This window comes from Streptomyces sp. NPDC042346 (assembly GCF_055581845.1).
The window spans coordinates 245,436-271,198 of the sequence record NZ_JBVJEH010000005.1 but is presented as its reverse complement, the minus strand read 5'-3'; the positions used below and the strand labels follow the sequence as shown (position 1 = coordinate 271,198).

Here is a 25,763-nt window from a genome sequence, read left to right as displayed (position 1 = left end):
TCACCGGCCGGCCCGCGGAGCGGGAGTGTCCCGCCGTAGCGCGGTCAGGAGCAGGATGCCGGTGTCGCCGTACTCGGGCAGGGTGCGGTCCTTCGCCAGCCGCTCGACGCGCAGGCCCGTGGTGTGTGGCGCGAAGACGGCCCGCAGGGCGGCCGCGTCGACCGGACAGGCCGGCCAGACCGGTCCCGTACCGATGCGGTAGCTCGGCATGCGTTCCATGAAGGAGGCCACGAGCCGGCCGCCGGGGCGGACCGCCCGGACGAACGCGTCGCAGAGGGCGGTGAACTCGGCGAAGTCCTCGGTGACGCTCTCGGCGACGAAGTTCATCGACGCGAGGGCGTACGTGCCGTCGGTCAGGTCCTCCGCGACGCCCCGCACGACCCGGACCCGGCGGAGGGCGTCCGCGCAGCTCGCCGGGAGCGCGGGGTCGAGGCCGCGGCACAGCGCGTAGAAGGACCGCCAGCTGTCGTCGGGGCCGTCGGCGAGCTGGTGCCGCAGGTAGCGGACGCTCGCCGCGCTCGGTTCCAGGGCGTCGATGCGGCGGCTCGCGGCGCCGGCGAGCATGAGGGGGTACAGGTTGGGGCCCGCGCCGAGTTCGAGGGTGCGGGGGAGGCTGCCGGGGGCGATGGTCCGGTAGACGGCGGCGTGGTGACGGATGACGCCGATGTCGCAGGGGTGGAGCCTGCGGTAGTTCTCGGCGAGGTAGTCGGCGACGGGCCAGGCGTTCCAGTCGGCGTCCTTGTTGCGGCGCGGCCCCGCCCGGTCCGGCGGGTACGCCCGGCCGGCGACCCCAGCCGTGTCCATCACCGCTCCGGGGGCCGGCGGCCGGCCGTGACGGCGCCGGGGCGCGGGGGGTCGGCGTGCTGGAGGGTGAACCGCTCGGCGAGCGCCGTGAGGACCTCGCAGAGCCGGCCGATCTCCTCGTCGGTGTTGGCCGCGGTGACCTGGATGCGGAAGCCGACGCGGTCACGCGGCACGAGCGGGTAGGAGGCGAGCGTCACGTAGATCCCGTGCTCCCAGAGGAAGGCGGCGACGCCGTCGAGGTCCGCGGAGTCGGCGAGCGGGATCTCGATGATCGGGAGTCCGTCCGTGTTCGGGGTGGCGAGGCCGAGGCCCCGGACGTGGGCGAGGACCCGGGCCGTCTTGCGGTAGAGCCCGGCCCTGATCTCGTCGCCGCGCTCGTCGTTGACGTCGAGCCCGGCGAGGGCGGTGGCGAGCGAGGCCGTCGGCGAGGGCCCGGAGTAGAGGTACGGGGCCGCGGCCACCTTCAGATGCTCCTTGAGCCACTTCGGGACGGCGAGGAAGGCGAGCAGCGAGGAGAAGGCCTTGGAGAAGCCGCCGACCAGGATCAGGTCGTCGTAGGTCTCGCCGAGGTGGCGGACGATGCTGTTGCCGCGCGAGCCGTACGGGCTGGTCTCGCCGGGGCCGCGCTCGCCGATGACGCCGAAACCGTGGGCGTCGTCGACGTACAGCAGGGCGCCGTTCTCCCGGCAGATCCGGGCCACGGTGGGCAGGTCCGGGAAGTTGCCGGTCATGCTGTTGACGCCGTCCATGCAGACGAGCCGGCCCGCGTCGCCGGGTGCGCCGCGGAGGAGGGTCGCCAGCTCCTCGGGGCGTTCGGAGCGGAAGCGGTGGATCTCGGCGCCCTGGCCCCGGGCGGCGACGCAGCCGTCGTACACGGTGCGGTGGGCCTGTGCCTCGACGAAGACCTGGCCGGTGCCGGCGAGGAGCGGGATGACGGACTGGTGGATGAGGGTGATCGTGGGCAGCAGGAGGGTGTCGGGGGCGCCCAGGAGCTCGGTGAGCCGCTCCTCGATGCGCGGGTAGAGCCGCGGGCTGCCGATGAGCCGGGACCAGCTGGGGTGGGTGCCCCACCGTCTGACCTCGGGCTCGATCGAGGCCATGATCGTGGGGTCGAGGTCGAAGCCCAGGTAGTTGCAGGAGGCGAAGTCGACGAGCCAGTCGTCGCCGACGCGGATGCGGCGGCCGTCGACCTCGTCGATGACGGCGTCGCACATGAGGCTGGTCCGCTGGAGGTGCTCCAGGTCGCGCCAGCGGGACGGGCGCGGCGGGCGGCCGGTCCGGGCGGCGGCGCTCGGCGGGGTGATGCCGGCGGCGGTGACGGTTCCGGCGGTGGCCGGGGGGGCCTGCGGAGCGGGGCGGACGGCGGGCTGGGGGCCCACCGGCGGGGCGCGGTGCAGGTACGACTCGGCCTGGTGGGCGGTCATCGGCCGGGCGAAGAGGTAGCCCTGACCGTAGCGGCAGCCCATCTCGGCGAGGAGCTCCCGCTGCTCCTCGTGCTCGATGCCCTCGGCGACGACCATGAGGCCGAGGACGTCGGCGATGCGCACGATGCCCTCCACGAGGGCGACCTGCTGGGGGTCGGTCGTGATGTCGTCGATGAACGACTTGTCGACCTTGAGGATGTCGATGGGGAACTCGCGGAGATAGCTGAGCGAGGAGAATCCGGTGCCGAAGTCGTCGATGGCGATGGAGACCCCGAGGTCCTTCAGGGCCGCCATGGTCGTACTGATCTGGGTGTCCTGGCGCATGAGGACGGTCTCGGTGAGCTCCAGGACGAGCGAGCCCGGGGCGAGCCCGGAGGAGCGGAGGGTGCGCCGTACCCCGTCGAGGAAGCCCGGGTCGCGGAACTGGCGGGCGGAGACGTTGACGTTGGCGTACAGGGGTGGGCGGCGCGGGCGGGAGCGCTGCCAGCGGGCGATGTCGAGGGCCGCGTGTTCGAGGACCCAGGCGCCCAGCGGCATGATGTGGCCGCTCTCCTCGGCGAGGGTGATGAACTGGTCGGGCGGCACCATCCCGCGGCGGGCGTGGGGCCAGCGGATGAGCGCTTCCAGGCCTGCGGGGGCGCCGCCCTCGACCTCGACGATGGGCTGGTAGCGCAGGGCGAAGGCGTGGTCGGCGATGGCCGTGTCCATGCCCGCCTGGAGTTCGTGCCGGGCGACGAGCCGGGAGTGGAGCTCGGGGTGGAAGAGCCGCCACCGCTTCTTGCCGGCCGCCTTCGCGGCGTACAGGGCGAGGTCGGCGTGGCCGAGGAGCTCCTCGGCGTGCGCGCTGTCGAGGACGGTCGCGATGCCGACGCTGGTGGAGACCGATACGGCTCCGTCGGTGAGGTGGAAGGGCTGGCTGAGGGTGTGCACGATCTCGGCGGCGAGGGTCTCGGCGTCCCGGGGTTCCCTGGCCCCTTCGATGAGGACGGCGAACTCGTCGCCGCCGAGCCGGGCCGCCGTGTCGGTGAGCCGCAGGACGGAGGTGAGGCGGCGGGCGACGGCGACGAGGAGTTCGTCGCCGACGGAGTGCCCCATGGTGTCGTTGACGACCTTGAAGTCGTCGAGGTCGACGAAGAGCATGCAGGTCAGGGTGGATTCGCGGCGGCCGCGGAGCAGGGCGCGCTCGATCCGTTCGAGCAGCAGGACGCGGTTGGGGAGGCCGGTGAGGGAGTCGTGGAAGGCCCGGTGGGTGAGCTCCCGTTCCAGTTTCCGCTGTTCGGTGACGTCCCGGAGGGTGAGGACGAGACCGTGGACGGTGCGTTCGTCGCGGAGGTTGCTGCACCGGACCTCGACCTGGAGATCGGCGGAGCCGCCGGGGCCGCCGGGGCCGCCGTGGAGCAGCTTCCAGTCGTCGCGGGCGTCGACGGACGTGCGGGACCGGGCGTCGGCGAGGACGCGCAGGGCGCTGGCCTTGTCGGCGGGGGCGAGCAGCTCGGTGAGCGGGGTGCCCGGGAGCAGGGAGTGACCGAACATGGACTCGGCGGACGGGCTGGCGTACCGGACGGTGTCGTCGTCGTCGACGATGAGGATGACGTCCGAGGTGTTGTGCACGAGCGTGCGGAAGTACGCCTCGCTCGTCCGGCGGTTGACCTCCTCGGTCAGCCCGAAGCGTTCCAGGGCGAGGGCCGCCTGGGAGGCGAGCGACTGGGCGGGGCCCGCGATCTCGGAGAGCTTCTTCTCGGGTCCCGCGAGGAGCAGCACGCCGAGCAGCGGTTCGCGTCCGGCGGGGGTCTGGAGCTCCAGGGGGCAGAGCAGGGCGTGCGACTCGGGCGCCACCTCGGCGGCGACGGCGGGGTCGAGGCGGGTCACGGGGAGGATCCGGGTGCCGTGGGCGACGAGCTCGGGCCAGGCCGTCGCGGGAGGGACGGTGAGCCGGTCGGTGCGGCAGCTCCACGGGTGGGCCACGGTCGCCACGGCGTTGAGGCCGCCCCGGCGGTCCCGGGTGAGGAGCAGGACGCGGTGGTCGGTGCCGGGGCCGAAGAGCGTGGCGGAGGCGGTCTCCACCGCTCCGCCGACCTCGCGCGGGCTCAGGGCGGCGACGAGGGAGGCGGCGGCGACGCGGAGGCTGCGTTCGCGTGCCTCGGCCTTCCCGTGGGCGTTCATCATGCTCCACAGCCGGGCGAGGACCAGCAGGAACATGAGGGCCGAGAAGATCGCGATGACGCCGATGTCCTGGTCCCCGTCGTCGCGGAGGGACTGGAGGAGGAGCAGGGCGGGGGCGATGAGCGAGGCGCCGGCGAGGAGCGCGAGTCGGCGCTCCGCGACGCGGGGTGTCGGCTCGGGGGCCCGTTCGGTCAGCCCGGTCATCGAGGGGTGGAGGGCGGCGAGGCCCCAGGCGGTGAAGAACACGACCCAGCCGAGGTCGAAGGGCGTGCCGACCTGCCAGGTGCCGTTGAGCTGGAGGGCGCCGTAGATGACGTCGGAGGTGAGGATGCCGCAGGTGCCGAGGGTGAGGAGCTGCACCGACCGGGAGCGCAGGCCGCCGGGGACGAGCAGCCGGGCGAGCATCGCGAGCATCAGGACGTCGCCGAGGGGATAGGCGATGGAGATGGCCTTCTCGATCCAGGTCATGTCCTCGCTTCTGGCGAGCGGGGTGATGAGGTTGACCCAGGAGAGCAGCGCGAGTCCCGAGGTGAGGATCAGCGCGTCGAGGACGACCGCGAGGTCGCGGCCGGCGGCCCGGTAGCGGATGAAGCCGAACAGGCCGATGGCGAACAGCGGGTACGTGGCCAGGTAGAAGGCGTCGGCGACGGAGGGGAAGGGCCTGGTCTGCCCGAAGAAGGCCTCCAGGGCGTTGTAGGCGGTGTCGCCGGCGACGAAGGCGAAGTTGGCGGCGGCCAGCACCAGCCAGGGCCAGCGCCGGGCGGGCCGGTGGAGACGGACGCCGATGAGGATGGCGGCGACGCCACCGAGACCGATGAGTGCCCAGAGGACGGTGTGGCGGGCGGGGAACTGCAGGTACGCGACGGTCAGCAGGGTCACGACCAGGAGATAGACCAGCGTCCACGTGCGGAGTGACGCGGACGCGCTGAGTGACCGGATCGGCTTCCGCAACGCCATCGTCGACCGCCCCCTTGCCGGGTCGGACGCCGAGGGGAGCGCCCTGGTCGCGGAGACGGAATCCGTACGGACCCCGTACGGAGTCCATTCTCCGGGGGCCCGGAGACGGCTGCATCTCGGCCGTCGCCTCCCGGCCGTGCGGGGCGCCTTCGCGGGACCCGTCAGGAGGAGGCTCGGACGACCAGTTCGGTGGGCAGCATCCGGCGGGGCTGTTCGTCCGGCTCGCTGGGCGCGACGATCTCCTGGAGGAGCAGGCGCGCCATGGTGCGGCCCATCTCCTCGATGGGCTGCCGGACGCTCGTCAGCGGCGGGTCCATGTGCCGGGCGACGGCCGAGTCGTCGACGCCGACGAGCGCGACGTCCTCGGGGACCCGGCGGCCCGCCTCGCGCAGCACCGCGCGCGCCCCGGCCGCCATCACGTCGGAGGCGGCGAAGACGGCGTCCAGGTCCGGCCTGCGGTCCAGGAGTTCCCGCATGGCGCGCCGGCCGCCCTCCTCGGTGAAGTCGCCGTTGGCGACGAGCGCCTCGTCGTGTGCGAGCCCGGCGTCCGTCAGGCCCTCGCGGTAGCCGTCGAGTCGGCAGCGGGCCACGTACATGTCGAGGGGGCCGGTGACGGTGGCGATCGCGCGCCGGCCGCGCGCGGCGAGATGGGCGACGGCGGTCCGGCCCGCGCCGGTGTTGTCGGAGTCGACGAAGGCGACGCGCTCGTCCTCGCGGCGGCGGCCGTTGAGGACGGCGGGCAGGCCGAGGGCGCGGACCTGGTCGGGGAGCGGGTCGTCGCCGTGCACGGAGACGAGCAGGACGCCGTCGACGCGTTGGGCCGCGAGGTACTGCTCGAAGCGCTGGCGCTCCTGCTCGCTGCGGATCAGGGTGAGCAGCAACTGCTTGTCGGCGTCGGCGAGTTCGGCGCTGACGCCGCGGATGATGTCGAGGAAGTAGGGCTCGGCGAAGAGCCGTGCCTCGGTCTCGGGGATCACCAGGGCGACGGCGTCGGTGCGGCTGCCGGCGAGGGCGCGGGCGGCCCGGTTGGGGACGTAGCCGAGTTCGGCGACGGCCTGTTCGACGGCGGCCTTGGCCTGTTCGCTGACCTTCGGGGAGCCGTTGATGACCCGGGAGACCGTGCCGCGGCCGACTCCGGCCCGGGCCGCGACCTCTTCCAGGGTGGGCCTGCCGGTCTGCCGTCCGCTCACCGCCATGTGCCGCTTCTCCCCTCGGGCCGCCGCCCCGCCTGCGTTTCCCGCGAACCTATCAGGCGGGACGGCGGCGGCCCGGGGCGTCGGGCCGGGGGGTGTGCGGGACCGGTCGGGGCCGGTCCGGCCCCGACCGCAGGACACCCCCTAGGGGGTGTCGGTCGGGGTGAGTTCGGCCATGGCGCCCCAGCCCTGCTGCGGGACCTCGACGTTGATGATCTCGGGGGTGGTGGCGATGGCTCCGGCCATGGCGGCGAGGCCGGCAGTGAAGTGGGCGGAGGAGACGTGGGCGGCGCCGGCCTCGGCGTCGGCGAACGCCTCCAGGAGAACGAAGACGTTCGGGTCGTCGACGCTGCGGGACCAGTCGAAGAAGAGGTTGCCGGGCTCCTCGCGGGTGGCGCGGGTGAAGTCGGCGACCAGGTCGAGCCAGCGGTCGGCGTGGTCGGGGCGGGCGGTGAAGCGGACGGCGATGAAGATCATGCGTCCACCTTGCGGCGGTCCCGCCCGGTCGGCCAGCCGGGCCGGTCAGGATTCCGGCAGGGCCGGAAACTCGGGTACGGCGCGGGCGAGCGCCGCCCGGATCTCTCCCTGCCGCCGTCCGAAGTCGGCGGTGGGGAGCGAGACGGAGAGCGCGTGCACGATGCCGTCGCCGCGCTCGGGCAGGGCCACGGCGAGGCAGGTGTAGGCGAGGTCCGCCTCCCCCACCGACACGGCGAATCCCTGGCCGCGCACCCGGGCGGCCTCCGCCTCGAACCGCTCGGCGCTGGTGATGGTCCGCTCGGTGAAGCGGGCCATGCCGTGCTCCGCGAGGTAGCGGCGGCGCAGGGGGCGCGGGAGCGCGGCGAGGAGCGCCTTGCCGTGGGCGGTGGCGTGCGCCCGGTCCTCGGGGCCCGGGGTGAAGGGGTGGGCGGCGTCGGTCACCGGGGCGGTGGTGTCGACGACGGTGATCAGGCCGTCGCGGTAGGCCGTGTGGTACGCCTCCGCTCCCGTGGCCCGTCGCAGCCGGCCGAGGAGCTCGCCGGTGCCGGCACCGAGGCCGTGGTGGCGCTGGTGGGAGCGGTGGAGGGCGGGGACGCGGGGCCCGGGTGCGTACCCCTCGGCGGTGCGGACGAGGTAGCCGCGGGCGAGCAGGGGCCCGGTGACGTGGTAGACGGTCGAGAGGGCGCAGCCGAGCCGCCGGGCCAGCGTCTTCGCCCCGACGGGCCGGTCGGCGTCCGCGACGGCGTCGAGCACGGCGAGGGCCCGGTCGACGGACTGGGGGCCGGGACTCGGGCTGGGGCTTGGGCTGGGGCTGGGGCTGGGGCTCGGGCTGGAGCCCAGGCCCGGGCTCGGCGCGGGGCCCGGGCTCGGGCTCGGGGTGGCGGGCATCGTTCCAGCTTAGGCGGCCCCGTGCGGCCACCCTCCCCGTACCCCGGAACACTCCGTACCGCTTCCGCCTCGCTCCGTATCCCCGCAGGTCACCACAGCTTTATGTGCATTTGACACTCTTTCGGCGTACCGTCGTGGAGATCCCTCCATCCTCGACGCCCCGGGAGAGCGTGTGCCCCGCTCCAGGACCGACCATGCCCCGACGCCCCGCGAGGGGCGCAGTCCGCGCCTCCGGACGGCGGCGATCGCGACAGGTGTGGTCGCCGTCGCCGCGGGCGGACTGTACGTGGCGGGACTGGTCACGACCGGGGACGACATATCCGCCGGCACCAGCGTCGCGGGCGTGGACGTGGGCGGCATGAGCCGCGCCGAGGCGCAGGCGAAGCTCGCGGCCGAGGCCCCGGCCTCCTGGAGCGCGCCGATACCCGTGCAGGTCGGCGACCGCGCCGCGACCGTATCCCCCACCGCCGCGGGCCTGACCGTGGACGTGGCGAAGACCGCCGACCTGGCGGCCGACCCGTCCCGCGACCCCGTGACGGTCATCGGCCGGCTCTTCTCCTCGGGCGAGCGCGAGATCCAGCCGGTGTTCTCCTACGACGAGGCCAAGGCGAAGGCCGTCGTGGACGAGCTGGCCGAGAAGAACGACCGGAAGGTCCGCGAGGGCTCCGTCGCCTTCCGCGACGGCGAGGCCGTCGCGACCCGGGCGGTGACCGGCCAGAAGCTGGACACCGGGCGGGCCGTCGAGAACATCCGAGCGGCCTATCCCGCCGCTTCGGGCGCCTCGCCCGTGACCCTCCCCGTCACCCTCACGGAACCGAAGCTGGGCGACTCCGAGGTCACCCGCTTCCTCGACTCCTACGCGAAGCCCGCCGTCTCGGGCCCGGTGACGCTGACGGCCGGCAGCGAGCGGCTGCGGATCTCCGCCGCCACGCTCGCCGACCACCTCTCCGTGAAGACCGAGAACGGCAGGCTCAGCCCCGCGCTCGACGCCGAGGCCCTCCTCCGCGACCCCGACGTCGCCCAGCCCCTCGCGGCCATGACGGGCGCGCCGGTGGAGGCGACCCTCGGCGTGCGGGACGGCAAGGTCGTCGTCGAGTCGGAGGGCAAGCCGGGGCAGGAGGTGACGGCGAAGGCCCTCGGCGACGCCGTGCGCCCGCTGCTCGCCAAGAACGGCGCCACGGCCCGTACGGCTCCGGTGGCCACCACGGTCACGCAGCCCCAGCTGACGGCCGACTCGCTGGCCCGCCTCGGCATCACCGAGCAGATGTCGACCTTCACCGTCGACTTCCCGACCGCGCCCTACCGGACGACGAACATCGGCCGGGCCGCCGAGCTGATCAACGGCTCGGTCGTGCAGCCCGGCGAGGTGTGGAGCTTCAACGAGACGGTCGGCGAGCGCACCCCCGACAACGGCTTCGTGGACGGCACGATGATCCTCGACGGCCAGTACCGGTCCGCGCCCGGCGGCGGCGTGTCGGCCATGGCGACCACCGTCTTCAACGCGATGTTCTTCGCCGGTGTGAAGCCCGTCGAGTACGGCGCCCACTCCTTCTACATCGAGCGCTACCCCGCCGGCCGCGAGGCCACCGTCGCCTGGGGCAGCCTGGACCTGAAGTTCCGCAACGACTCGGGCAAGCCGATCTACATCAAGGCCGGCGCGACGGACTCCTCGGTCACCGTGAGCTTCCTCGGGACGAAGAAGTACGACTCCGTGGAGGCGGTGGCCGGCCCGCGCACCAACCTCACGGAGCCCGCGAAGCGCGAGGGCACCGGCGAGGCCTGCATGCCGCAGGAGCCCCTCGAGGGCTTCGACATCTCGGTGGACCGGGTCTTCAAGAACGACGGCGTCGAGGTGAAGCGCGAGGCCTTCAAGACCCACTACACCCCGCGTGACGAGGTCACCTGCAAGTGAACTCCTGGGACAGGAGCTGACGGAAGGGTGTCTTCCCCACCTGCCCGGGCATGACTCCGGAGCGCGGCCCGTCGACCCCCCGGGGACGGGGGCGCACCGACCCCGCCGGAGGCACGCCTTGGCCCAGCGCAGCGACCCCTTCGAACGGCTCCTCGACGACGGTGTGCGCGCGGGCGTGTACCCCGGGGCGGTGTGGGCCGTGGGCGACGCCCGGACGACCCTCTCCGAGGGGGCCGTCGGCGTGCTCGATCCCGCGCGGCCCGGCGAGCCGACGCTCCCGGACACGCTCTTCGACGTCGCGAGCCTGACCAAGATCCTCGCGGCCTGGGCCGTGGTCGGCACCCTCGTCGACGCGGGGAAGCTGGACCCGGGCGCGCCGCTCGGCTCGTACTGGCCGGAGGCCACGGGGCGGCCCCTCGCCGGCGTCACGGCCCTGAACCTCCTCACCCACACCGCCGGGCTGCCGCTGCGCGCCAATCTGCGGCCCCTGTACGGCTCCGACCCGCAGGACGTCCGGGACGGGGTCCTCGCCGAGCCCCTGCGGCACCGGCCCGGGGAGGCCGTCGCGTACACCGACCGGGCGGCACTGCTCCTCGGCTACCTCGCCGAGCACCTCACGCGCCTGCCGCTGACCCGGCTCGCCCAGGACCGGGTCTGGACGCCGCTCGGCATGACGGAGACCCCGTACGGACCGCTGCCCGCCGCACTCGGGGAGCGCTGCGCGCCCACCGAGTACGACGAGGAGAGCGGCGCGCCCCTGCGGGGGAGCGTGCACGACTTCTCGGCCCGGCTGCTCGGCGGCGCCTGCGGGATCGCCGGGGTCTTCACCACCGCCGGCGACGTCGGCCGGTTCCTGCGGCACCTCCTCGTCCCGGTGCCCGGGACCTTCTCCGCCGATTGGACGGCGGCCTCGCTGCGCGTCCGCACCGGCGCGCTCACCCCGCCGCGCGGCCTCTTCTGGCACCCGGCGCCCGGCACGGACCCGGCGGACGACGTCTGGGCGCACTTCGGCTTCACCGGCACGGGCCTGTGGGTCTCGCCCGCGCGGGGCCGCTGGGCGGTCCTCCTCACGAACCGGCTGTACTTCACCCGGGACCCCGGCCCGCTGGCCCGCGTCCGTGACGCCTTCCGCACACGCGCACTCCCCTGACCAGCCCCCCGACCGACCCCCATCAGCCCCTGACCAGCCCCTGGCTCAGCCTCTGAAACAGGGATGCCCCCACGGCCGGAGTCTGCGATTCTGCTCGCCGCTGGGTGATGTTCGACGAACTCGACACGTACACGGGGTGCGGATCCATGGGTTCCACGCTGGAAGGGCCGGTTCTGGAGGGCGCGTTCGTGCGCCTGGAGCCGCTGGGGCACCAGCACGCCGCCGGTCTGGCCGAGGCCGCCGGGGAGAGCCGGGACTCGTACGGCTTCACCTGGGTGCCCGGGCCGGAGGAGACGGCGGCGTACGTCGAGACGCAGCTCGGCCGCGCCGCCGAGGGCAGCCTCGCCCCGTACGCGCAGGTGGACGTGGCGAGCGGCCGGGTGGTCGGCGCCACCTCGTTCTGGGATCCGCGTTTCTGGCCGTCCGGTGAGCGCCTCTGCGCGATCGAGATCGGCTTCACCTGGCTCGCGGCCTCCGCCCAGGGGACGGGCGTGAACGCCGAGGCCAAGTACCTGCTCTTCCGGCACGCCTTCGAGAGCTGGGGCGTGGGCCGGGTCGACCTCAAGACGGACGCGCGCAACGCCCGCTCCCGGGCGGCGATCGAGCGGGTGGGCGCCGCCTTCGAGGGCGTCCTGCGGAGCTCGGCCCCGTCCCGGGTCCCGGGCGAGGAGGACCGCCTCCGCGACTCCGCCGTCTACTCGATCGTGGCCGAGGAGTGGCCCGAGCGCCGGGCGGCTCTGGAGGAGCGGCTGGCGCGGGTCCGCGAGCGGCGAACGGGGGCGGAGCGTGGGATGCGCCACCCCTCTGAAGCACCGCACAGACCTGGGGTTACCATATGAGCGCCGCCTAGCTCGAAAGATAAACTTGTGACTGTCAATGACGACTCGTTCACCAGCTGGAAGAACCGCGAGGAGATCGCGGAGTCGATGATCCCGATCATCGGGAAGCTGCACCGGGAGCAGGACGTCACCGTCCTGGTCCACAGCCGCTCCCTGGTGAACAAGTCGGTGGTCAGCATCCTCAAGACCCACCGCTTCGCCCGGCAGATCGACGGCGAGGAACTCTCGGTCACCGAGACGCTCCCGTTCCTCCAGACGCTCACGACCCTCGACCTGGGCCCGTGCCAGATCGACATCGGCGTGCTGGCCGCGGACTACAAGACCGACGACCGCGGTCTGACCGTGGCCGAGTTCACCGCACAGGCCGTCGCCGGCGCCATCGGCGAGAACAAGATCGAGCGCCGTGACGGACGCGACGTCGTCCTCTACGGCTTCGGCCGCATCGGCCGCCTCGTCGCCCGCCTCCTCATCGAGAAGGCCGGCTCCGGCAACGGTCTGCGCCTGCGGGCCATCGTCGTCCGCGGCGGCGGCGACCAGGATCTCGTGAAGCGCGCCTCGCTGCTGCGCCGCGACTCGATCCACGGCCAGTTCCAGGGCACGATCACGGTCGACGAGGCGAACAGCACGATCGTCGCCAACGGCAACACGATCAAGGTGATCTACGCCAACGACCCCTCCGAGGTCGACTACACGGCGTACGGCATCGAGAACGCCATCCTCATCGACAACACCGGCAAGTGGCGCGACCGCGAGGGCCTCTCCAAGCACCTGCGCCCCGGCATCGACAAGGTCGTCCTGACCGCGCCCGGCAAGGGCGACGTGCCCAACATCGTGCACGGTGTGAACCACGAGACGGTCAAGCCGGACGAGAAGATCCTGTCCTGCGCGTCCTGCACGACCAACGCGATCGTCCCGCCGCTGAAGGCGATGGACGACGAGTACGGCGTGCTCCGCGGCCACGTCGAGACGGTCCACTCGTTCACGAACGACCAGAACCTGCTCGACAACTACCACAAGGCCGACCGTCGCGGCCGCTCGGCGCCGCTGAACATGGTGATCACCGAGACCGGCGCCGCCTCGGCCGTCGCCAAGGCGCTGCCGGACCTCAAGGCCCCGATCACCGGCAGCTCCATCCGCGTGCCCGTGCCGGACGTCTCGATCGCCATCCTGAGCCTGCGCCTGGGCCGCGAGACCACCCGCGAAGAGGTCCTCGAGTACCTCCGCGACGTCTCGCTGCACTCGCCGCTCAAGCGTCAGATCGACTTCACCACGGCCCCCGACGCCGTCTCGATGGACTTCGTCGGCTCGCGCCACGCGTCGATCGTCGACGCCGGCGCGACCAAGGTCGACGGCGACAACGCGATCCTCTACCTGTGGTACGACAACGAGTTCGGCTACTCGTGCCAGGTCATCCGGGTCGTCCAGCACGTCTCCGGCGTGGAGTACCCGACCTTCCCGGTCCCGGCGGTCTGATCCCCCGGATCCGAACGCACGGCCGCGCGCCGCACTTCTCCCGTACGGGGAGGGGTGCGGCGCGCCGCGTTTCCGCCGTACGGGTAGCATCGTGCCCGCCGCGACTGGCGAAGGTGGATCACCACCGGGGAGCGGCAGTTCGGCCTGTTCTTCCCGCGTGCGCGTCGACCGCCTGGGCGCCTGCGTCAGTGATGTCCCGCTGACCCAGGAGGTCTTGAGATGGAACTGCGTTACGGCATCAATCCCCAACAGCTGGTGGCGACCACCACGCCGGTGGAGCCCGGGAGCCGGCCGGTCCGGGTGGTGAACGGCAGCCCGTCCTACATCAACCTCCTGGACGCGCTGAACAGTTGGCAGCTCGTACGGGACGCGAGCCGCGCTCTGGGACGGCCGGCCGCCGCGTCCTTCAAGCACGTGTCCCCGGCCGGCGCGGCGCTGGCCGGTCCGGTCGACGAGGTGACGGCCGAGGTGTACGGCGTGGACCGGGACCGCGTCGGCGCGCTCACCAGCGCCTATCTGCGGGCCCGTGACGCCGATCCGAAGTCCTCGTACGGCGACTTCGCCGCCGTCTCGCACCCGGTCGACGCCGAACTCGCCGAGGTGCTGACCCGGGTGGTCTGCGACGGTGTCATCGCGCCCGGCTACGCCCCCGGCACCGTCGAGACGCTCAGCCGGAAGAAGAGCGGCCGCTTCCTGGTGATGGAGGCCGACGAGGCCTTCACCCCGCCGGGCCAGGAGGCCCGGGAGGTGTTCGGCATGCGGCTGACCCAGCAGCGCGACGACGTGCCGCTCTCCCCTGCCCTCCTGGACGACGTCGTCTGCGGTGACCTCACCGCCCAAGCCGCGGAGGACCTGCTGCTCGGACTCGCGGTGCTGCGCTACACCCAGTCCAACTCGGTCTGTTACGTACGCGACGGGGTCACGCTCGGGATCGGCGCCGGGCAGCAGTCCCGGGTGGACTGCACCCGGCTGGCGGGCGCGAAGACCGACACGTGGTGGCTGCGCCGCCATCCCGCCGTCCGCGCGCTCGCCTTCCGGCCGGGCGTCCGCCGGCAGGACCGGATCAACTGGCGGATCCGGTACGTCGAGGGCGACCTCACCCCGGACGAGCGCGCGCGCCTGTCCGAGGTCCTGTCCGTGCCCGCCCCCGACCTGACCGACCGCCGGCGCGCCGAGTGGCTCGCGGAGCTGACCGGGGTGGCGTTCGCCTCGGACGGCGCGCTGCCCTTCCGCGACAACGTCGACCACGCGCACCGGCACGGTGTCGGCTTCATCGCCGAACCCGGCGGGTCGATCCGCTCCGCCGACGTGGAGGACGCCTGCCGCGAGCACGGCATCACGCTCGCCCGCACCGGACTGCGGCTCTTCCACCACTGATCTGCACGGCGCGCCCTACCGGCCTACGGGCCTGCCGACCTACGGGCCTACGGGACCCAGTGGTTCCCCGAGGCCGTGATCATGACCTGGAGCTGGATGCTGGCCGAGAAGTAGCTGCTCGTGTCGACCGGCGTGGTCAGCATCTTGTTCCAGAGGGCGTCCAGCCAGGCCTGGCTGCCCGGGTCGGTCATGGCCGCGACGGCGAACGGCGCGAAGAAGGCGGCCTCGCTGCCCGCCGAGATCTGGGTGCCGTTGAGCTTGTAGCCGATGGCGATCTTGTTCGGGTCGCCGCCGGTCTTCGTCTTGATCCAGCTGTTGACCTTCCGCGCGGCGGCGAGCGAGGCGGCGTCCCCGCTGGTCACCGCGTCGTCCGCGATGCGCCACGGGGTACGACACGCGTTCCACCAGTACGCGCCGTCGTTCGGGTCCTCCAGGACCTGGCCGGGGGCGGGCTTGGGCGTGGTGTTCGTGTCGACGACGAAGTCGGGCAGCAGGCCGGTGCCGGAGGCGTACGTCGACTGGAGCCGCGTGATCTGGGTCTGGTGCGCGCTGCGCACGGCGTCCCAGGTCGTGTCGCCGGAGGCCGTACGGAAGGCGCGGAAGTGGTCGACCATCCAGTCCGAGGTGCGGGAGATGTAGTAGTACTGGTCGCCCGAGCTGCTCCAGTCGCCCAGCTTCAGGAGCTTGGTCGTCGCGTTGACCTCGTCCTTCTTGATCGCGGCGATGTGCTTGAGCGCGAGGTCCTTGTAGTTGTACGTGCCGGCGCTGCCCCACTGCTTGTCGGCGAGGAGCAGTCCGTAGGCCACGTCCATGTCGCCGTCGGTGGCGCCGTCGCCGCCGTTGACGCTCTTGCAGGCGACGTCCTGTTCGGCCGCGAGGAGGTTCGGGTTGACCGAGGACGGGTGGTCGATCTTCCACTTCACGAGACCGTCGAAGATCTTCTTCGCGTCGGGGTCGGCGCCGGCCATGGTCGCGGTGACGACCATGCCGTATCCCTGGGCCTCGGCGACGTACGGGTGGTCGGCGTCGGGCGAGATGATCTGGTACCAGCCGTTGCCGCAGTTCTGCCGGACGAAGGCGGCCTTCCACTTGTTGTAGTACTCGACGACCTTCTGGTCGATCGCGGCCTGGGTGCCGGAGGGCTTCAGCGTGCCGGCGGCGTAGGGCTTGAGGTGGCTGCCGAAGGGGACGGCCGGCCCGCCGGGGACGCCGCCGCCGCTCGGGGCGCCGTAGACCTCGAACTCCCAGAGGGAGTAGCCGTACGACGTGCCGCGTGCGGTCCCCTGCATGCGCACGTACCGGCCGCTGCCGGAGACCGTGAGGTCGTCGACGGCTCCGTCGCCGGTCGTGGTCGTGTAGACGTCGGTCCAGGTCGACCCGTCGGCCGAGGTCTGGATCCGGTACGCCTTGCCGTAGGCGGCCTCCCAGTGGAGCTTCACCCGGGAGACGGTGTGCGTCGCGCCGAGGTCGATGCGGACCCACTGCGGGTCGACGCCTTCCACACTGGCCCAGCGGGTGGTGGTGCTGCCGTCCGCGGCCAGGCCGGGCTCGAACCCGGAGCCCTCGACGGACGAGGCCGTCACCGGCTTTCCGACGGAGACCAGACTGTCGGCGGCGGCCGCCCGTTCCTGTGCGCGGGGCTGGGTCTGTGGTTGTGCCAGTGCCTGCGGCACCGATGTCAGGGGCAGCACCAGCAGTCCGGCGAGCCCGAGAAGCGAGACGCTTCGTCGACGCATGACAACTCCCTTTCCTTCATGGCTCATTCATCCAATGGTTAGGAAGTTTTCCTAACCATTGAGCCGCGAGGGTAGAGAGGGTCGGGGGCCCGCGCAAGACCCCCGACCGTTCACATGCGGGTTACGGGACGATCCGCAGGAGGCGGTTGGGCGAGCCGCTGCCCGGGCTGGTCACCTTGTTCGGGGTCGCGCCGTTCACCAGAGCCGTCGCGACCTGCGCCGGAGTGGCGGAGGGGTGCCCCGCGAGGTAGACGGCGGCGGCGCCCGCGACGTGCGGGGTGGCCATGGAGGTGCCCGAGATCGTGTTGGTGGCGGTGTCGCTCGTGTTCCAGCCCGCGGTGATCGACACGCCGGGGGCGAAGAGGTCGAGCACCGAGCCGTAGTTGGACCAGCTCGCCTTGGCGTCCGTGTTGCTCGTGGCGCCGACGGTGATGGCGGCCGCGACGCGGGCGGGCGACGAGGAGGACGCGTTGACACCGGAGTTGCCCGCGGCGACGGCGTAGGTGACGCCGTCCGCGATGGAGTTCTTCACCGCGTTGTCGAGGGCGGTGGAGGCGCCGCCGCCGAGCGAGAGGTTGGCGACGGCCGGGGCCCCCGCCGTGTGGTGGGAGGTGACCCAGTCGATGCCCGCGATGACGCCGGCGGTGGTGCCGGATCCGGCGTTGTCGAGCACGCGGACGGCGACGATCTTCGCGGCCTTGGCCACGCCGTACGTCGATCCCGCGATGGTGGTGGCGACGTGCGTGCCGTGTCCGTTGCCGTCCTGGGCAACCGTGTCGCCGTCGACCGCGTCGTACCCGTTCACGGCCCGTCCGCCGAGCTGCGCGTGCGAGATGCGGACGCCGGTGTCGATGACGTACGCGGTGACGCCGCCGCCCGCCGTGTCGGGGTACGTGAACGAGCCGTCGAGCGGCAGGTTCGCCTGGTCGATGCGGTCCAGGCCCCAGGGGGCGTTGGTCTGCGTCGCGTCGGCGCGGAAGATCTGGTTCTGCTCGACGGAGGCGACGGCGGGGTCGGCGGCGAGGCGGCGGGCCTCCGTCGCGCCGAGGGTGGCCGTGTAGCCGTTGAGGGCGGAGCCGAAGGTCTTGCGGACCGTGCCGCCGTAACCGGCTATCAGGGTCCGGCCCTTGGCGGACGCGGCCGTGAAGCCCGCGCCCTGCTTGAGGGTGACGATGTAGCTGCCGGGCACCGCGTCGGCCGAACCGGCCGCGAGGACGACGCCCTCGGCGGGGGCCGCCTGGGCGGGGACGGCGGCGAAGGTGCCGAGCAGGGCGGCCGCGGTCGCGGCGGACACGGTGAGCGCGAGCCGGGCCTTGGTGTGCTGCGGGAGTGCCATACGAGGGAGTCCTCCTCTTCGGCGTCGCGCCTCGTGTGGGGCGGCGCGACTGTGGGGGGCGCGTGTCGGTCACACGCACGGACCGGAGCCGTGTGTGCGCTCCGGGTGATCAGCAGCCTGGCCGGTCTACGGGCGTAGCTCAAGGGAGTTGGGGGCTTGTCATGCATCTGCCATACTCCTGCAATCGAAATCCCGTCGAACCCCCAGAAAACACCCGCCTCCTGACGGCGGGTCGAGCGTGGCGGAATGTTCTGATTGCTCAGATTGCCCTGATACCTTCGGCTTGCCGTGACCGATGCGCGGCACGCATCCGTGCCGCCCGCCCGACGGGATCAGACATGACCGGTGGACCCGAGCCCCTCAGCGATGTCGCCCGTGCGGCGTTCGCGCGCGAACTCGCCGACCTGCGCACCGAACGCGAGACGGTCGCCGTGACCCTGCACGACGGCGGCGGCGATCAGGTCGGCGACCGCGCCGACCAGGCCGACGAGCTGCAACGCGTCACGGAGCTCCAGCGCCTGGACGCCCGTATCGCCGAGATCGAGGGCAGGCTGCGCGAGGGCGCCGTCGCCGGCCCGCCGAGCACCGACACGGTCGGCGTCGGCAGCACCGTGACCGTGCGGTTCGCGGACGCCACGGAGACGACCGTCCAGATCGGCGAGGTCGCCGAGGTCCTGGACGCGACCATGGTCACCGCCGACAGCCCGCTCGGCCGCGCACTGCTCGGCCGCCGCGCCGGCGACACCGTCACGTACGACACGCCCGGGGGCCGGGCCGACGCGGTCGTGGTGTCGCTGGGTGGCGGGGAGGGCGGGGCGGTCAGCCCGTGACGATGCCGGTCACCAGGTTGATGGTGGTGGCGAGGATGCTGGCTCCGAAGACGTACGACAGCAGGCAGTGCCGGAGGACGATCGCGCGGAGCGACGACTTCGAGACGTTGGTGTCGGAGACCTGGTAGGTCATGCCGAGGTTGAAGCTGAAGTACAGGAAGTCGCTGTACCGCGGCGGGTCGTCGGTGTTGAAGTCGATTCCGCCGCCGGGTTCCAGGGCGTAGTAGTCGTACGCGTAGCGCGTCGCGTACATCAGGTGGAGCGCCGCCCAGGCCATGAAGACGCCGCAGAGCGCCGTCGCGGCGGCGGCGTGGCCCAGGTTCGAGTGGCCCACCAGGAGCATCACGATGATGCCGACGAGACCGCACACGGCGGTCCCGACGACGACGATCTCCTCGACGAGGGGCCGGAACTCCTCCCGGCGGACGTTGCGATGGGTGGCGGCCGCGTCCATGGGCCAGAGCACGAGCCATCCCGCGACGACGAAGACCGTCTCCGCCGCGGCGATGCCGGCGAGGATGCCCAGCGGCGTCCTCGTCGTTCCGCCGACGGCCAGGCCGGCCGCCGCCCCGACCACCGTCGATCCGACGAGTCGCGGGACGGCATCGGCCAGCCGGCGGTTCACGGGTCAGGCCTCCAGGACGACCACGGCCTCGTCGGTGTAGGTGAGGAAGGTCAGCGTCTCCTGGAAGTACAGGTCGATGGTGTCCGCGTCGTGGCCCGTGTAGCCGATCGCCACGTCCTGGCCGAGCAGCAGCTCGAAGTCGCCGCCGCGGGTGGAGAGGACGAAGCCGCCGCTGAGGGCCGGCGCCCAGATCGGGGCGCCGTCGAGCATCCGGGCCAGGTGCGCGGCGATCGGATACCCGTGGTCGGAGGTCTCGCTGACCGCCCGGTACTCCTCGGCGCCGAGGAGCAGCGCGTACGGCCCGTCCACGCCGACGAGCCGCAGCTCCGTCAGGGCCCGGCTGACCGCGTCGGGGTAGTCGCGCGGCTCGGTGGGCAGCCGCAGCACCGGGTTGGACGAGCGGGAGCGCAGCCCGTCGACGCCGGCGGCGCCGTACCCGTCGAAGATGGTCCGGTCCTCGACGTACGCCATGGTGCGCGCCGCGTCCTTGACGGGCTGCCAGTCGGAGTCCTTGGAGCCGCGCTCGACGTCGTCCACGGCGGCCCGGGAGACGGAGAACGGCACCCGCAGTTCGACGATGGGCCTCGCCTCGCGCAGCCGCGCCGAGACGCCGGGCGCGGGCGGGTGGATGTCGGTCAGGTGGCCGACACCGACGGCGGCGAGCCCGGGGCCCGCCGGGTCGGGCACGTCGACGACGCGGCGGCCCGCGATGTGGCGCCGGAAGGTGCGGCGGGCCTCCTCCTCGATCTCCGCCCAGGCCGCGGGGGGGATCGGGGCGAGTTCCCGGTGCAGGTTGTTCGTCACGTCGGTCGTCATGACGCGGGGGCTCCTTTCAGGCTGCCGATGCCCAGGGAGTCCCCGGGGCTCGCGGCGGCCGCGGACGGGGCGGCGGGGAGGTCGTCGAGCAGGTCGGCGCTCGGCACGAAGAAGAGGCAGCCGGTGACGGCGCGGGAGAAGTCGAGGATGCGGTCGGTATTGCCGGGTGGATCCCCGAGGAACATGTTGCGCAGCATCCGCTCGGTGACGGCGGGCGAGCGGGCGTAGCCGATGAAGTAGGTGCCCAGCTCGCCGCTGCCGACCCGTCCGTACGGCATGTTCTGGCGCAGGATCTGCTGTTCGGCGCCGTCGTCGTCGACGACCGTGTTGAGGGCGACGTGCGAGTCGGCCGGCTTGACGCCGTCGGGCAGTTCGACGTTGGCCTGCTTGGTGCGGCCGATGACCCGCTCCTGCTCCTCGACGGTGAGGGAGTCCCAGGCCGTCATGTCGTGCACGTACCGCTGCACGACGACATAGCTTCCGCCCCGGAACTCCGGGTCCTCGTCGCCGATCTGCACCGCGTCGGCGGCGGCCTGGCCGGCGGGGTTCTCGCTGCCGTCGACGAAGCCGAGCAGGTCGCGCTCGTCGAAGTACGTGAAGCCGTGGACCTCGTCGACGACGGTCACCGCGCCGCCCAGCCGGTCCAGGATCAGCCGGGCCAGTTCGAAGCAGAGGTCCATGCGCCGCGCGCGCAGGTGGAACAGCAGGTCGCCCGGGGTGGCCGGCGCGCGGTGGCGGGGGCCGCGCAGGGCCGGGAAGGGGTGCAGGTCGCGCGGGCGCGGACCGCCGAAGAGCCGGTCCCAGGCCTCCGAGCCCACGCCTGCGACGCAGCGGAGCCCGGATTCGGGGGACCGGAACGCCACCGAACGGGTCAGCCCCGCCAGGTCCTGGAGTGCCTCCCGTACGGCCGCCTCCCCACCGGGGGCCACGGTGGCCACGAGGAAGACGGCCGCCGGGGCGGGCGGTGTGAGGACGGGCTGCGCGACGACCATGGGACTCCCGTCAAACGAGACAAGTAACATCAAAAAGGATCAATGGGGCGGCGTCAGCGTATCCGCGCGCGGCCGGGACCGCTCGGCCGGACGGGAGCGGTCGGGCCGGACCGGAGCGTCCGGCCGGACGGGATCGCTTGGCCGGACGGAGGCACGGGAGGGGCCTCCGGGGTCGACTGGCAGGCGCACCCCACCGGACCTAGCCTGCCGGAGAGAGTCGTTTCGCCTCCCCGTGCCCGCAAGGCCGGAAGGGTTGAGAGTCGTGAACGCCGACAGCGCCGACAACACCGCTCAGGAACGTCCCCGGGACCCGGAGCAGCCCGAAGCCCGTGTGGGGCCCACTCCCGAGGGCGAACCGGAGTTCCACCCGTACCACCACCCCGCGGCGGGCTGGGGCGCGGCCAAGAGCGTGACGCGCTTCCTCGTCGCCGAGGGCGCGCTGGTGGACGGCCCCCGCGCGATCATGAAGATGAACCACGAGAACACCGGGTTCGACTGCCCCGGCTGCGCATGGCCGGACGACACCAAGGGCCTGCACCTCGACATCTGCGAGAACGGCATCAAGCACGTCACCTGGGAGATGACGAGCAAGCGGGTCGGGCGCGAGTTCTTCGCCGCGCACTCGGTGACCGAGCTGGCCGGGTGGAGCGACTACGACCTGGAGAACCAGGGCCGTCTCACCGAGCCCATGGTCTACGACCCGGAGACGGACCACTACGTACCGATCAACTGGAAGGACGCCTTCGAGCTGGTCGGCCGCACGCTGCGCGAGCTGGACAGCCCGCACCGGGCGGCCTTCTACACCTCCGGCCGCCTCGGCAACGAGGCCACGTTCCTCTACCAGCTGATGGCCCGCGAACTGGGCACGAACAACCTGCCGGACTGCTCCAACATGTGCCACGAGGCCAGCGGCCGCGCCCTCCAGGCCTCCCTGGGCACGGGCAAGGGGACCGTCGACCTGAAGGACTGGGAGACCGCCGACGCGCTGTTCATCCTGGGGGTCAACGCCGCGTCCAACGCGCCCCGGATGCTCACCGCCCTCGCGGAGGCGCACCACCGGGGCGCGCAGATCGTGCACGTCAATCCGCTGGTCGAGGCGGCCGCCACCCGCACGATCGTCCCCCACGACTTCCTCGACATGGCCCTCTTCAAGACGACGAGGACGAGCACCCTGAACCTCCAGCCGCGCATCGGCGGCGACATGGCGCTGCTGCGCGGCATGGCCAAGGCGATCCTGGAGCAGTCCGAGACCGATCCCAAGGCGCTGGACCGGGAGTTCATCGACCGGCACACGGCCGGTTTCGACGAGTACCGCGCGCTGTGCGAGGGCACGTCGTGGGAGAAGCTGGAGAAGCAGTCCGGACTGAGCCGCGCCGACATCCTCGCGGCGGCGCGGGTGTACGGGGAGGCCGACCGCTCCATCGTCAGCTGGTGTCTGGGCGTCACCCAGCACGAGCACGGCGTCGACACCGTACGGGAGATCGTCAACCTCCTTCTGCTGCGAGGCAATCTGGGCCGCGAGGGCGCGGGCCCCTCCCCCGTCCGCGGCCACAGCAACGTCCAGGGCAACCGCACCTGCGGCATCGACCACCGCCCGAGCGACGCGTTCCTCGACCGCCTCGCCGAGGTCTGCGAGATCGAGCCGCCCCGCGAGCACGGTCTGGACACCGTCCGGACGATCACGGCGATGCACGACGGCGACGTCACGGTCTTCGTCGGCATGGGCGGCAACTTCGCCCTCGCGGCGCCGGACACCCCGTACACGTACGCGGCGCTCACGAACTGCGACCTCACCGTGCAGGTGAGCACCAAGCTGAACCGCAGCCACATCGTCCACGGCCGCCGGGCCCTGATCCTGCCGTGCCTCGGCCGGACCGAGAAGGACCATCAGCGCAAGGGCGTCCAGAGCACGTCCGTCGAGGACTCGATGAGCATGGTCCACCTGTCCGTCGGCATGAAGCGGCCCGCGTCGCCGCACCTGCTCTCCGAGCCGGCCGTCGTCGCGGGCATGGCGCGCGCGGCGCTGCCCGACAGCGCGACGCCGTGGGAGTGGTACGTCGAGGACTACGACCGCATCCGCGACACCATGGCCCGCGCCCTCGACGGCTTCGAGGACTTCAACCGGCGCGTCCGGCTGCCCCTCGGCTTCCGCATCAAGCAGCCCGCCCGCGAACTGGTCTTCCTCACGCCGTCGGGACGCGCCGAGTTCTCCTCGGCTGCCCTGCCCGACGTCGTCCCCGCCCCCGGCACCCTGGCGCTCGGCACGATGCGGTCCCACGACCAGTGGAACACCACGATCTACTCCGACAACGACCGCTACCGGGGCGTCAAGAACCTCCGCACGCTCGTCTTCATGAACCGGGCCGACATGCGCGAGCGCGGCATCCCCGACCTCGGACCCGTCGACATCACGAGCACCGCGAAGGACGGCAGCCGGCGGTACCTGCGCGGCTACCTCGCGATCCCGTACGACATCCCCCGGGGCTGCGCCGCCGGCTACATGCCGGAGATGAACGTGCTGTGCGCGCTCGGCGACTACAGCACCCAGAGCGACCAGCCGATCATGAAGCACGTCAAGGTCACGATCGGCCCGGCGGCCTGACGAGCCGCTCCAGGAGCCGGTACGCGCGCTGCTCCGCGGCGGCCGGCTCCGTCGGGTCCATCTCGGCGGGCCACAGCTCGCCCGCCGCGGCGTCGTCGGCCTCGCGCAGCTCCACGACGGCCGCCGCGAGGCGCGTCTGCACGAGCGGGAACGTGCCCGCCGCCCCGGCCGCCAGGGCGCGTTCGGCGGAGTCGGCCGCCGCCGTGCACGCGTCCAGTGCGCGGCGCGCCCGGACCGCCGCCCGGTCGTGGACCACGAGCAGCGCGCAGAGCAGGGCGATGCCCATGCCGAGGACGCTGGCCAGCGCCCGGTCCTGGACGAGCGCCTCGGTCGGAGAGGCGGCGGCCAGGTCCGTCAGGAGCAGGGCGAGCGGGGTCAGGAAGACGACGCCGAGACCGTAGTTGCGGGCGACGACGTATTCGAGCAGGAACTCCAGGAGCACGATCATCAGGACCAGCACGACGGGGTCGGGGTGCGCGGAGAGCACGGCGAGGGCGAGCGCCAGACCGACGACCGTGCCCAGGGTGCGCTGGACGGCGCGCTGGGTCGCCGTACGGACGTTGACGGAGTGCAGGACGGCGGCGGCGGACACGGCCGCCCAGTAGCCGTGGCCGAGGCCCAGCAGCAGGGCCGCGCCGCCCGCGAGGCCGGTGCCGAGGACCATCCGCAGGGCGGGGACGAGCAGGACCGAGGCGTGCGTCGCGGAGGTCCCGCCGCCCGTCAGCAGTTCCGCCGCCCGGAGTTCGGCGGCGCGCCGGGTGGTGGGGGCGGGCGGCGTCGGGGCGCTGTCGTCCTGCGCCAGGGCCGACAGGAGGGCGAGTTCGGGCAGGAGGCGCAGGACCCGCCGGCGGCGGCTCGCGAGCAGGCGGACCTGGGCGCGGAGGACGCGGGCCAGGCCGGTGGTGTCGTCGGGCGGACGGCGGGCGCGGTCGATGAGCAGCGACCAGGCGAGGTCGGTGAGGCGTACGCAGGTGTCGCCCCGGTCCCCGCGTACGGCGGCGGCGCCGGCTGTGGCGGCGGCCGGGGGCGCCAGGCCCAGTGTCCGGTACGCCTGAAGGACGGCGGCGGTCGCGCGGTGACGTGCGAGCCGGTCGCCGGGCCCGGCGCCCGCATCCAGGAGGTCCGCGAGTTCGCGGAGCGCCGCGGCCACGGCGAGGCGCTGCGGCCGGTCCGGGTGGACGAAGCGGCCGGCCACGGCGAGGACCCAGGCCACGGCCGCGCCCAGGGCGGCCAGGGCGGTGTGGGGAAGGACGTCGGCCGTCGTCGAGGCGCCGTTGGCCGCCACGGCGAAGGAGAACAGCAGCAGGACCGCGCCGAGGCCGGTCAGGCGTGCCGCGTCGCAGGCGAACTTGGCGAGCCCGGCGACGAGGGCCGTCGCGGCCACCACCACGGCGGCGCCCGCTCCCCCGGCGGTCGGATCGGCCCACGCGGCGAGCGCCGAACCGCCGCCCACGCAGGCGGTCATGGCCACCGCGACGACCGCGAGCACGCGGGCGCGCCGGGCGTAGGGGAGGTTGCGGCCGAAGGAGGTGGTGAAGGACCCGAGCATCGTGTAGACGGCCTGGTCCGACCGCCCCGCCAGGGCCAACGGCAGAGCGGGCAGCGCCATGGCGAGAGCGGCCCGCAACGCGAAGGACAGGGCGCCGTCCACGCTCTGCAGGGCGAGCGCCCCGCGCGGGGAGAGCGCGCTCCGGGCCCGGGCCGCCGTGCGCCGCAGGCCGGTCAGCACGCGCCGACCCACTCCTCCGTGCCGTCCGCGAAGACCTGGTGCTTCCAGATCGGCACCTCGTGCTTGAGGTCCTCGACGAGACGGGCGCAGGCGGCGAAGGCCTCCGCGCGGTGCGGGCAGGAGACGGCCGCGATCACGGCGATGTCGCCGACGGCCAGCGGGCCCGTGCGGTGGACGGCGGCGAGGGCGCGGACCGGGAAGGCGGCGGCGGTCCGCTCCGCCACCCGGCGCAGCACGTCCCCGGCGTCGGGGTGGGCGCTGTAGTCGAGGCGGGTAACGGCCTTTCCGCCGTCGTGGTCGCGGACGGTGCCGACGAAGAGGGCGGTGCCGCCGGCGGCGGCGTCGCCGACGGCCGCGTACACCTCGTCGAGGGAGAGCGGGGTGTCGCGCACGGCGAGGAGGCGGATCGGGTCGTCGGCGGTTCCGGGCGGGTACGTCAT

The 25,763-nt window shown here is 72.9% G+C and carries 19 protein-coding genes and 1 riboswitch; of the genes, 7 read left to right on the top strand and 12 right to left on the bottom strand.

Features of this window, described 5'->3' with window-relative positions; genetic code table 11:
* The 5 genes from ACZ6K0_RS22715 to ACZ6K0_RS22695 all read right to left on the bottom strand — a co-directional run bounded on the left by ACZ6K0_RS22715 (position 1) and on the right by ACZ6K0_RS22695 (position 7,906).
* The gene (locus ACZ6K0_RS22715) at positions 1-804 is read right to left on the bottom strand and encodes a class I SAM-dependent methyltransferase (RefSeq protein ID WP_469229947.1); all 804 of its coding nucleotides are present in this window, start codon (positions 802-804) and stop codon (positions 1-3) included.
* Positions 804-5,348 carry an aminotransferase class I/II-fold pyridoxal phosphate-dependent enzyme gene (locus ACZ6K0_RS22710; protein ID WP_469229945.1) on the bottom strand — a complete coding sequence of 1,515 codons (4,545 nt, stop codon included), beginning with the start codon at positions 5,346-5,348 and terminating at the stop codon, positions 804-806. Before ACZ6K0_RS22710 ends, ACZ6K0_RS22715 begins: the two co-directional genes overlap by 1 nt.
* Before the next feature lie 161 nt (positions 5,349-5,509).
* Positions 5,510-6,544: a LacI family DNA-binding transcriptional regulator gene (locus ACZ6K0_RS22705; RefSeq protein WP_469229944.1), complete on the bottom strand. Its 1,035-nt coding sequence runs from the start codon at positions 6,542-6,544 to the stop codon at positions 5,510-5,512.
* 141 nt (positions 6,545-6,685) lie between these two features.
* Positions 6,686-7,018: a putative quinol monooxygenase gene (locus ACZ6K0_RS22700; protein WP_376403523.1), complete on the bottom strand. Its 333-nt coding sequence runs from the start codon at positions 7,016-7,018 to the stop codon at positions 6,686-6,688.
* A 45-nt stretch (positions 7,019-7,063) separates the two neighbouring features.
* A complete protein-coding gene (locus tag ACZ6K0_RS22695; RefSeq protein ID WP_469229942.1) occupies positions 7,064-7,906 on the bottom strand; it encodes an IclR family transcriptional regulator in 843 nt (280 codons plus the stop codon).
* A 172-nt stretch (positions 7,907-8,078) separates the two neighbouring features.
* On the opposite strand from ACZ6K0_RS22695, the gene ACZ6K0_RS22690 reads away from it, so the two are divergent.
* From ACZ6K0_RS22690 to ACZ6K0_RS22670, 5 genes are all read left to right on the top strand, one after another.
* Positions 8,079-9,818, top strand: coding sequence for a VanW family protein (locus tag ACZ6K0_RS22690; RefSeq protein WP_469229940.1), 1,740 nt, complete (start codon positions 8,079-8,081; stop codon positions 9,816-9,818).
* Positions 9,819-9,936: 118 nt separating this feature from the next.
* A complete protein-coding gene (locus ACZ6K0_RS22685; RefSeq protein WP_469229938.1) occupies positions 9,937-10,968 on the top strand; it encodes a serine hydrolase domain-containing protein in 1,032 nt (343 codons plus the stop codon).
* Between the two features lie 146 nt (positions 10,969-11,114).
* Complete coding sequence (locus ACZ6K0_RS22680; RefSeq protein WP_469229937.1) at positions 11,115-11,807, top strand: GNAT family N-acetyltransferase; 693 nt, start codon at positions 11,115-11,117, stop codon at positions 11,805-11,807.
* Between the two features lie 27 nt (positions 11,808-11,834).
* Positions 11,835-13,280 (top strand): glyceraldehyde-3-phosphate dehydrogenase, encoded by a 1,446-nt coding sequence (locus tag ACZ6K0_RS22675; protein WP_469229935.1) that lies wholly within the window; start codon positions 11,835-11,837, stop codon positions 13,278-13,280.
* A gap of 90 nt (positions 13,281-13,370) precedes the next feature.
* Positions 13,371-13,465: riboswitch (ZMP/ZTP riboswitch) on the top strand.
* A gap of 34 nt (positions 13,466-13,499) precedes the next feature.
* Entirely contained in the window at positions 13,500-14,657 is a 1,158-nt protein-coding gene (locus ACZ6K0_RS22670) for a phosphoribosylaminoimidazolecarboxamide formyltransferase (protein ID WP_469229933.1), read from the top strand.
* A gap of 47 nt (positions 14,658-14,704) precedes the next feature.
* On the opposite strand, the gene ACZ6K0_RS22665 is transcribed toward ACZ6K0_RS22670, so the two are convergent.
* Both ACZ6K0_RS22665 and ACZ6K0_RS22660 read right to left on the bottom strand, forming a co-directional pair.
* A complete protein-coding gene (locus ACZ6K0_RS22665; protein ID WP_469229931.1) occupies positions 14,705-16,393 on the bottom strand; it encodes a glycosyl hydrolase family 8 in 1,689 nt (562 codons plus the stop codon).
* A 121-nt stretch (positions 16,394-16,514) separates the two neighbouring features.
* Complete coding sequence (locus ACZ6K0_RS22660) at positions 16,515-17,729, bottom strand: S8 family peptidase (RefSeq protein WP_376403540.1); 1,215 nt, start codon at positions 17,727-17,729, stop codon at positions 16,515-16,517.
* A 338-nt stretch (positions 17,730-18,067) separates the two neighbouring features.
* Here ACZ6K0_RS22660 and ACZ6K0_RS22655 point away from each other — a divergent pair, with 338 nt between their 5' ends.
* Positions 18,068-18,559, top strand: a complete 492-nt coding sequence (locus tag ACZ6K0_RS22655; RefSeq protein WP_469229929.1) for a GreA/GreB family elongation factor — start codon at positions 18,068-18,070, stop codon at positions 18,557-18,559.
* Here the strand turns inward: ACZ6K0_RS22655 and ACZ6K0_RS22650 are convergent.
* Genes ACZ6K0_RS22650 through ACZ6K0_RS22640 form a run of 3 tightly spaced genes read right to left on the bottom strand, consistent with a single transcriptional unit; the run spans position 18,549 to position 20,992 of the window.
* Positions 18,549-19,184, bottom strand: coding sequence for a DUF1345 domain-containing protein (locus ACZ6K0_RS22650; protein WP_376403544.1), 636 nt, complete (start codon positions 19,182-19,184; stop codon positions 18,549-18,551). The two genes, ACZ6K0_RS22655 and ACZ6K0_RS22650, sit on opposite strands and share 11 nt — an antisense overlap.
* A gap of 3 nt (positions 19,185-19,187) precedes the next feature.
* Positions 19,188-20,000, bottom strand: a complete 813-nt coding sequence (locus tag ACZ6K0_RS22645; protein ID WP_469229926.1) for a family 1 encapsulin nanocompartment shell protein — start codon at positions 19,998-20,000, stop codon at positions 19,188-19,190.
* Entirely contained in the window at positions 19,997-20,992 is a 996-nt protein-coding gene (locus tag ACZ6K0_RS22640) for a Dyp-type peroxidase (RefSeq protein ID WP_376403549.1), read from the bottom strand. Before ACZ6K0_RS22640 ends, ACZ6K0_RS22645 begins: the two co-directional genes overlap by 4 nt.
* A gap of 262 nt (positions 20,993-21,254) precedes the next feature.
* On the opposite strand from ACZ6K0_RS22640, the gene ACZ6K0_RS22635 reads away from it, so the two are divergent.
* Positions 21,255-23,594, top strand: coding sequence for an FdhF/YdeP family oxidoreductase (locus ACZ6K0_RS22635; protein WP_469229924.1), 2,340 nt, complete (start codon positions 21,255-21,257; stop codon positions 23,592-23,594).
* On the opposite strand, the gene ACZ6K0_RS22630 is transcribed toward ACZ6K0_RS22635, so the two are convergent.
* A complete protein-coding gene (locus tag ACZ6K0_RS22630) occupies positions 23,572-25,323 on the bottom strand; it encodes an FUSC family protein (RefSeq protein ID WP_469229922.1) in 1,752 nt (583 codons plus the stop codon). The two genes, ACZ6K0_RS22635 and ACZ6K0_RS22630, sit on opposite strands and share 23 nt — an antisense overlap.
* Entirely contained in the window at positions 25,317-25,763 is a 447-nt protein-coding gene (locus tag ACZ6K0_RS22625) for a molybdenum cofactor biosynthesis protein MoaE (protein WP_376403555.1), read from the bottom strand. The genes ACZ6K0_RS22630 and ACZ6K0_RS22625 overlap by 7 nt, the downstream gene beginning before the upstream one ends.

What these genes read in the sequence shown, in the direction of transcription:
- ACZ6K0_RS22715 (WP_469229947.1), bottom strand. Translation starts at nt 804, where the DNA reads ATGGACACGGCTGGGGTCGCCGGCCGGGCGTACCCGCCGGACCGGGCG.
- ACZ6K0_RS22710 (WP_469229945.1), bottom strand. Translation starts at nt 5,348, where the DNA reads ATGGCGTTGCGGAAGCCGATCCGGTCACTCAGCGCGTCCGCGTCACTC.
- ACZ6K0_RS22705 (WP_469229944.1), bottom strand. Translation starts at nt 6,544, where the DNA reads ATGGCGGTGAGCGGACGGCAGACCGGCAGGCCCACCCTGGAAGAGGTC.
- ACZ6K0_RS22700 (WP_376403523.1), bottom strand. Translation starts at nt 7,018, where the DNA reads ATGATCTTCATCGCCGTCCGCTTCACCGCCCGCCCCGACCACGCCGAC.
- ACZ6K0_RS22695 (WP_469229942.1), bottom strand. Translation starts at nt 7,906, where the DNA reads ATGCCCGCCACCCCGAGCCCGAGCCCGGGCCCCGCGCCGAGCCCGGGC.
- ACZ6K0_RS22680 (WP_469229937.1), top strand. Translation starts at nt 11,115, where the DNA reads ATGGGTTCCACGCTGGAAGGGCCGGTTCTGGAGGGCGCGTTCGTGCGC.
- ACZ6K0_RS22670 (WP_469229933.1), top strand. Translation starts at nt 13,500, where the DNA reads ATGGAACTGCGTTACGGCATCAATCCCCAACAGCTGGTGGCGACCACC.
- ACZ6K0_RS22665 (WP_469229931.1), bottom strand. Translation starts at nt 16,393, where the DNA reads ATGCGTCGACGAAGCGTCTCGCTTCTCGGGCTCGCCGGACTGCTGGTG.
- ACZ6K0_RS22660 (WP_376403540.1), bottom strand. Translation starts at nt 17,729, where the DNA reads ATGGCACTCCCGCAGCACACCAAGGCCCGGCTCGCGCTCACCGTGTCC.
- ACZ6K0_RS22655 (WP_469229929.1), top strand. Translation starts at nt 18,068, where the DNA reads ATGACCGGTGGACCCGAGCCCCTCAGCGATGTCGCCCGTGCGGCGTTC.
- ACZ6K0_RS22645 (WP_469229926.1), bottom strand. Translation starts at nt 20,000, where the DNA reads ATGACGACCGACGTGACGAACAACCTGCACCGGGAACTCGCCCCGATC.
- ACZ6K0_RS22640 (WP_376403549.1), bottom strand. Translation starts at nt 20,992, where the DNA reads ATGGTCGTCGCGCAGCCCGTCCTCACACCGCCCGCCCCGGCGGCCGTC.
- ACZ6K0_RS22625 (WP_376403555.1), bottom strand. Translation starts at nt 25,763, where the DNA reads ATGACGTACCCGCCCGGAACCGCCGACGACCCGATCCGCCTCCTCGCC.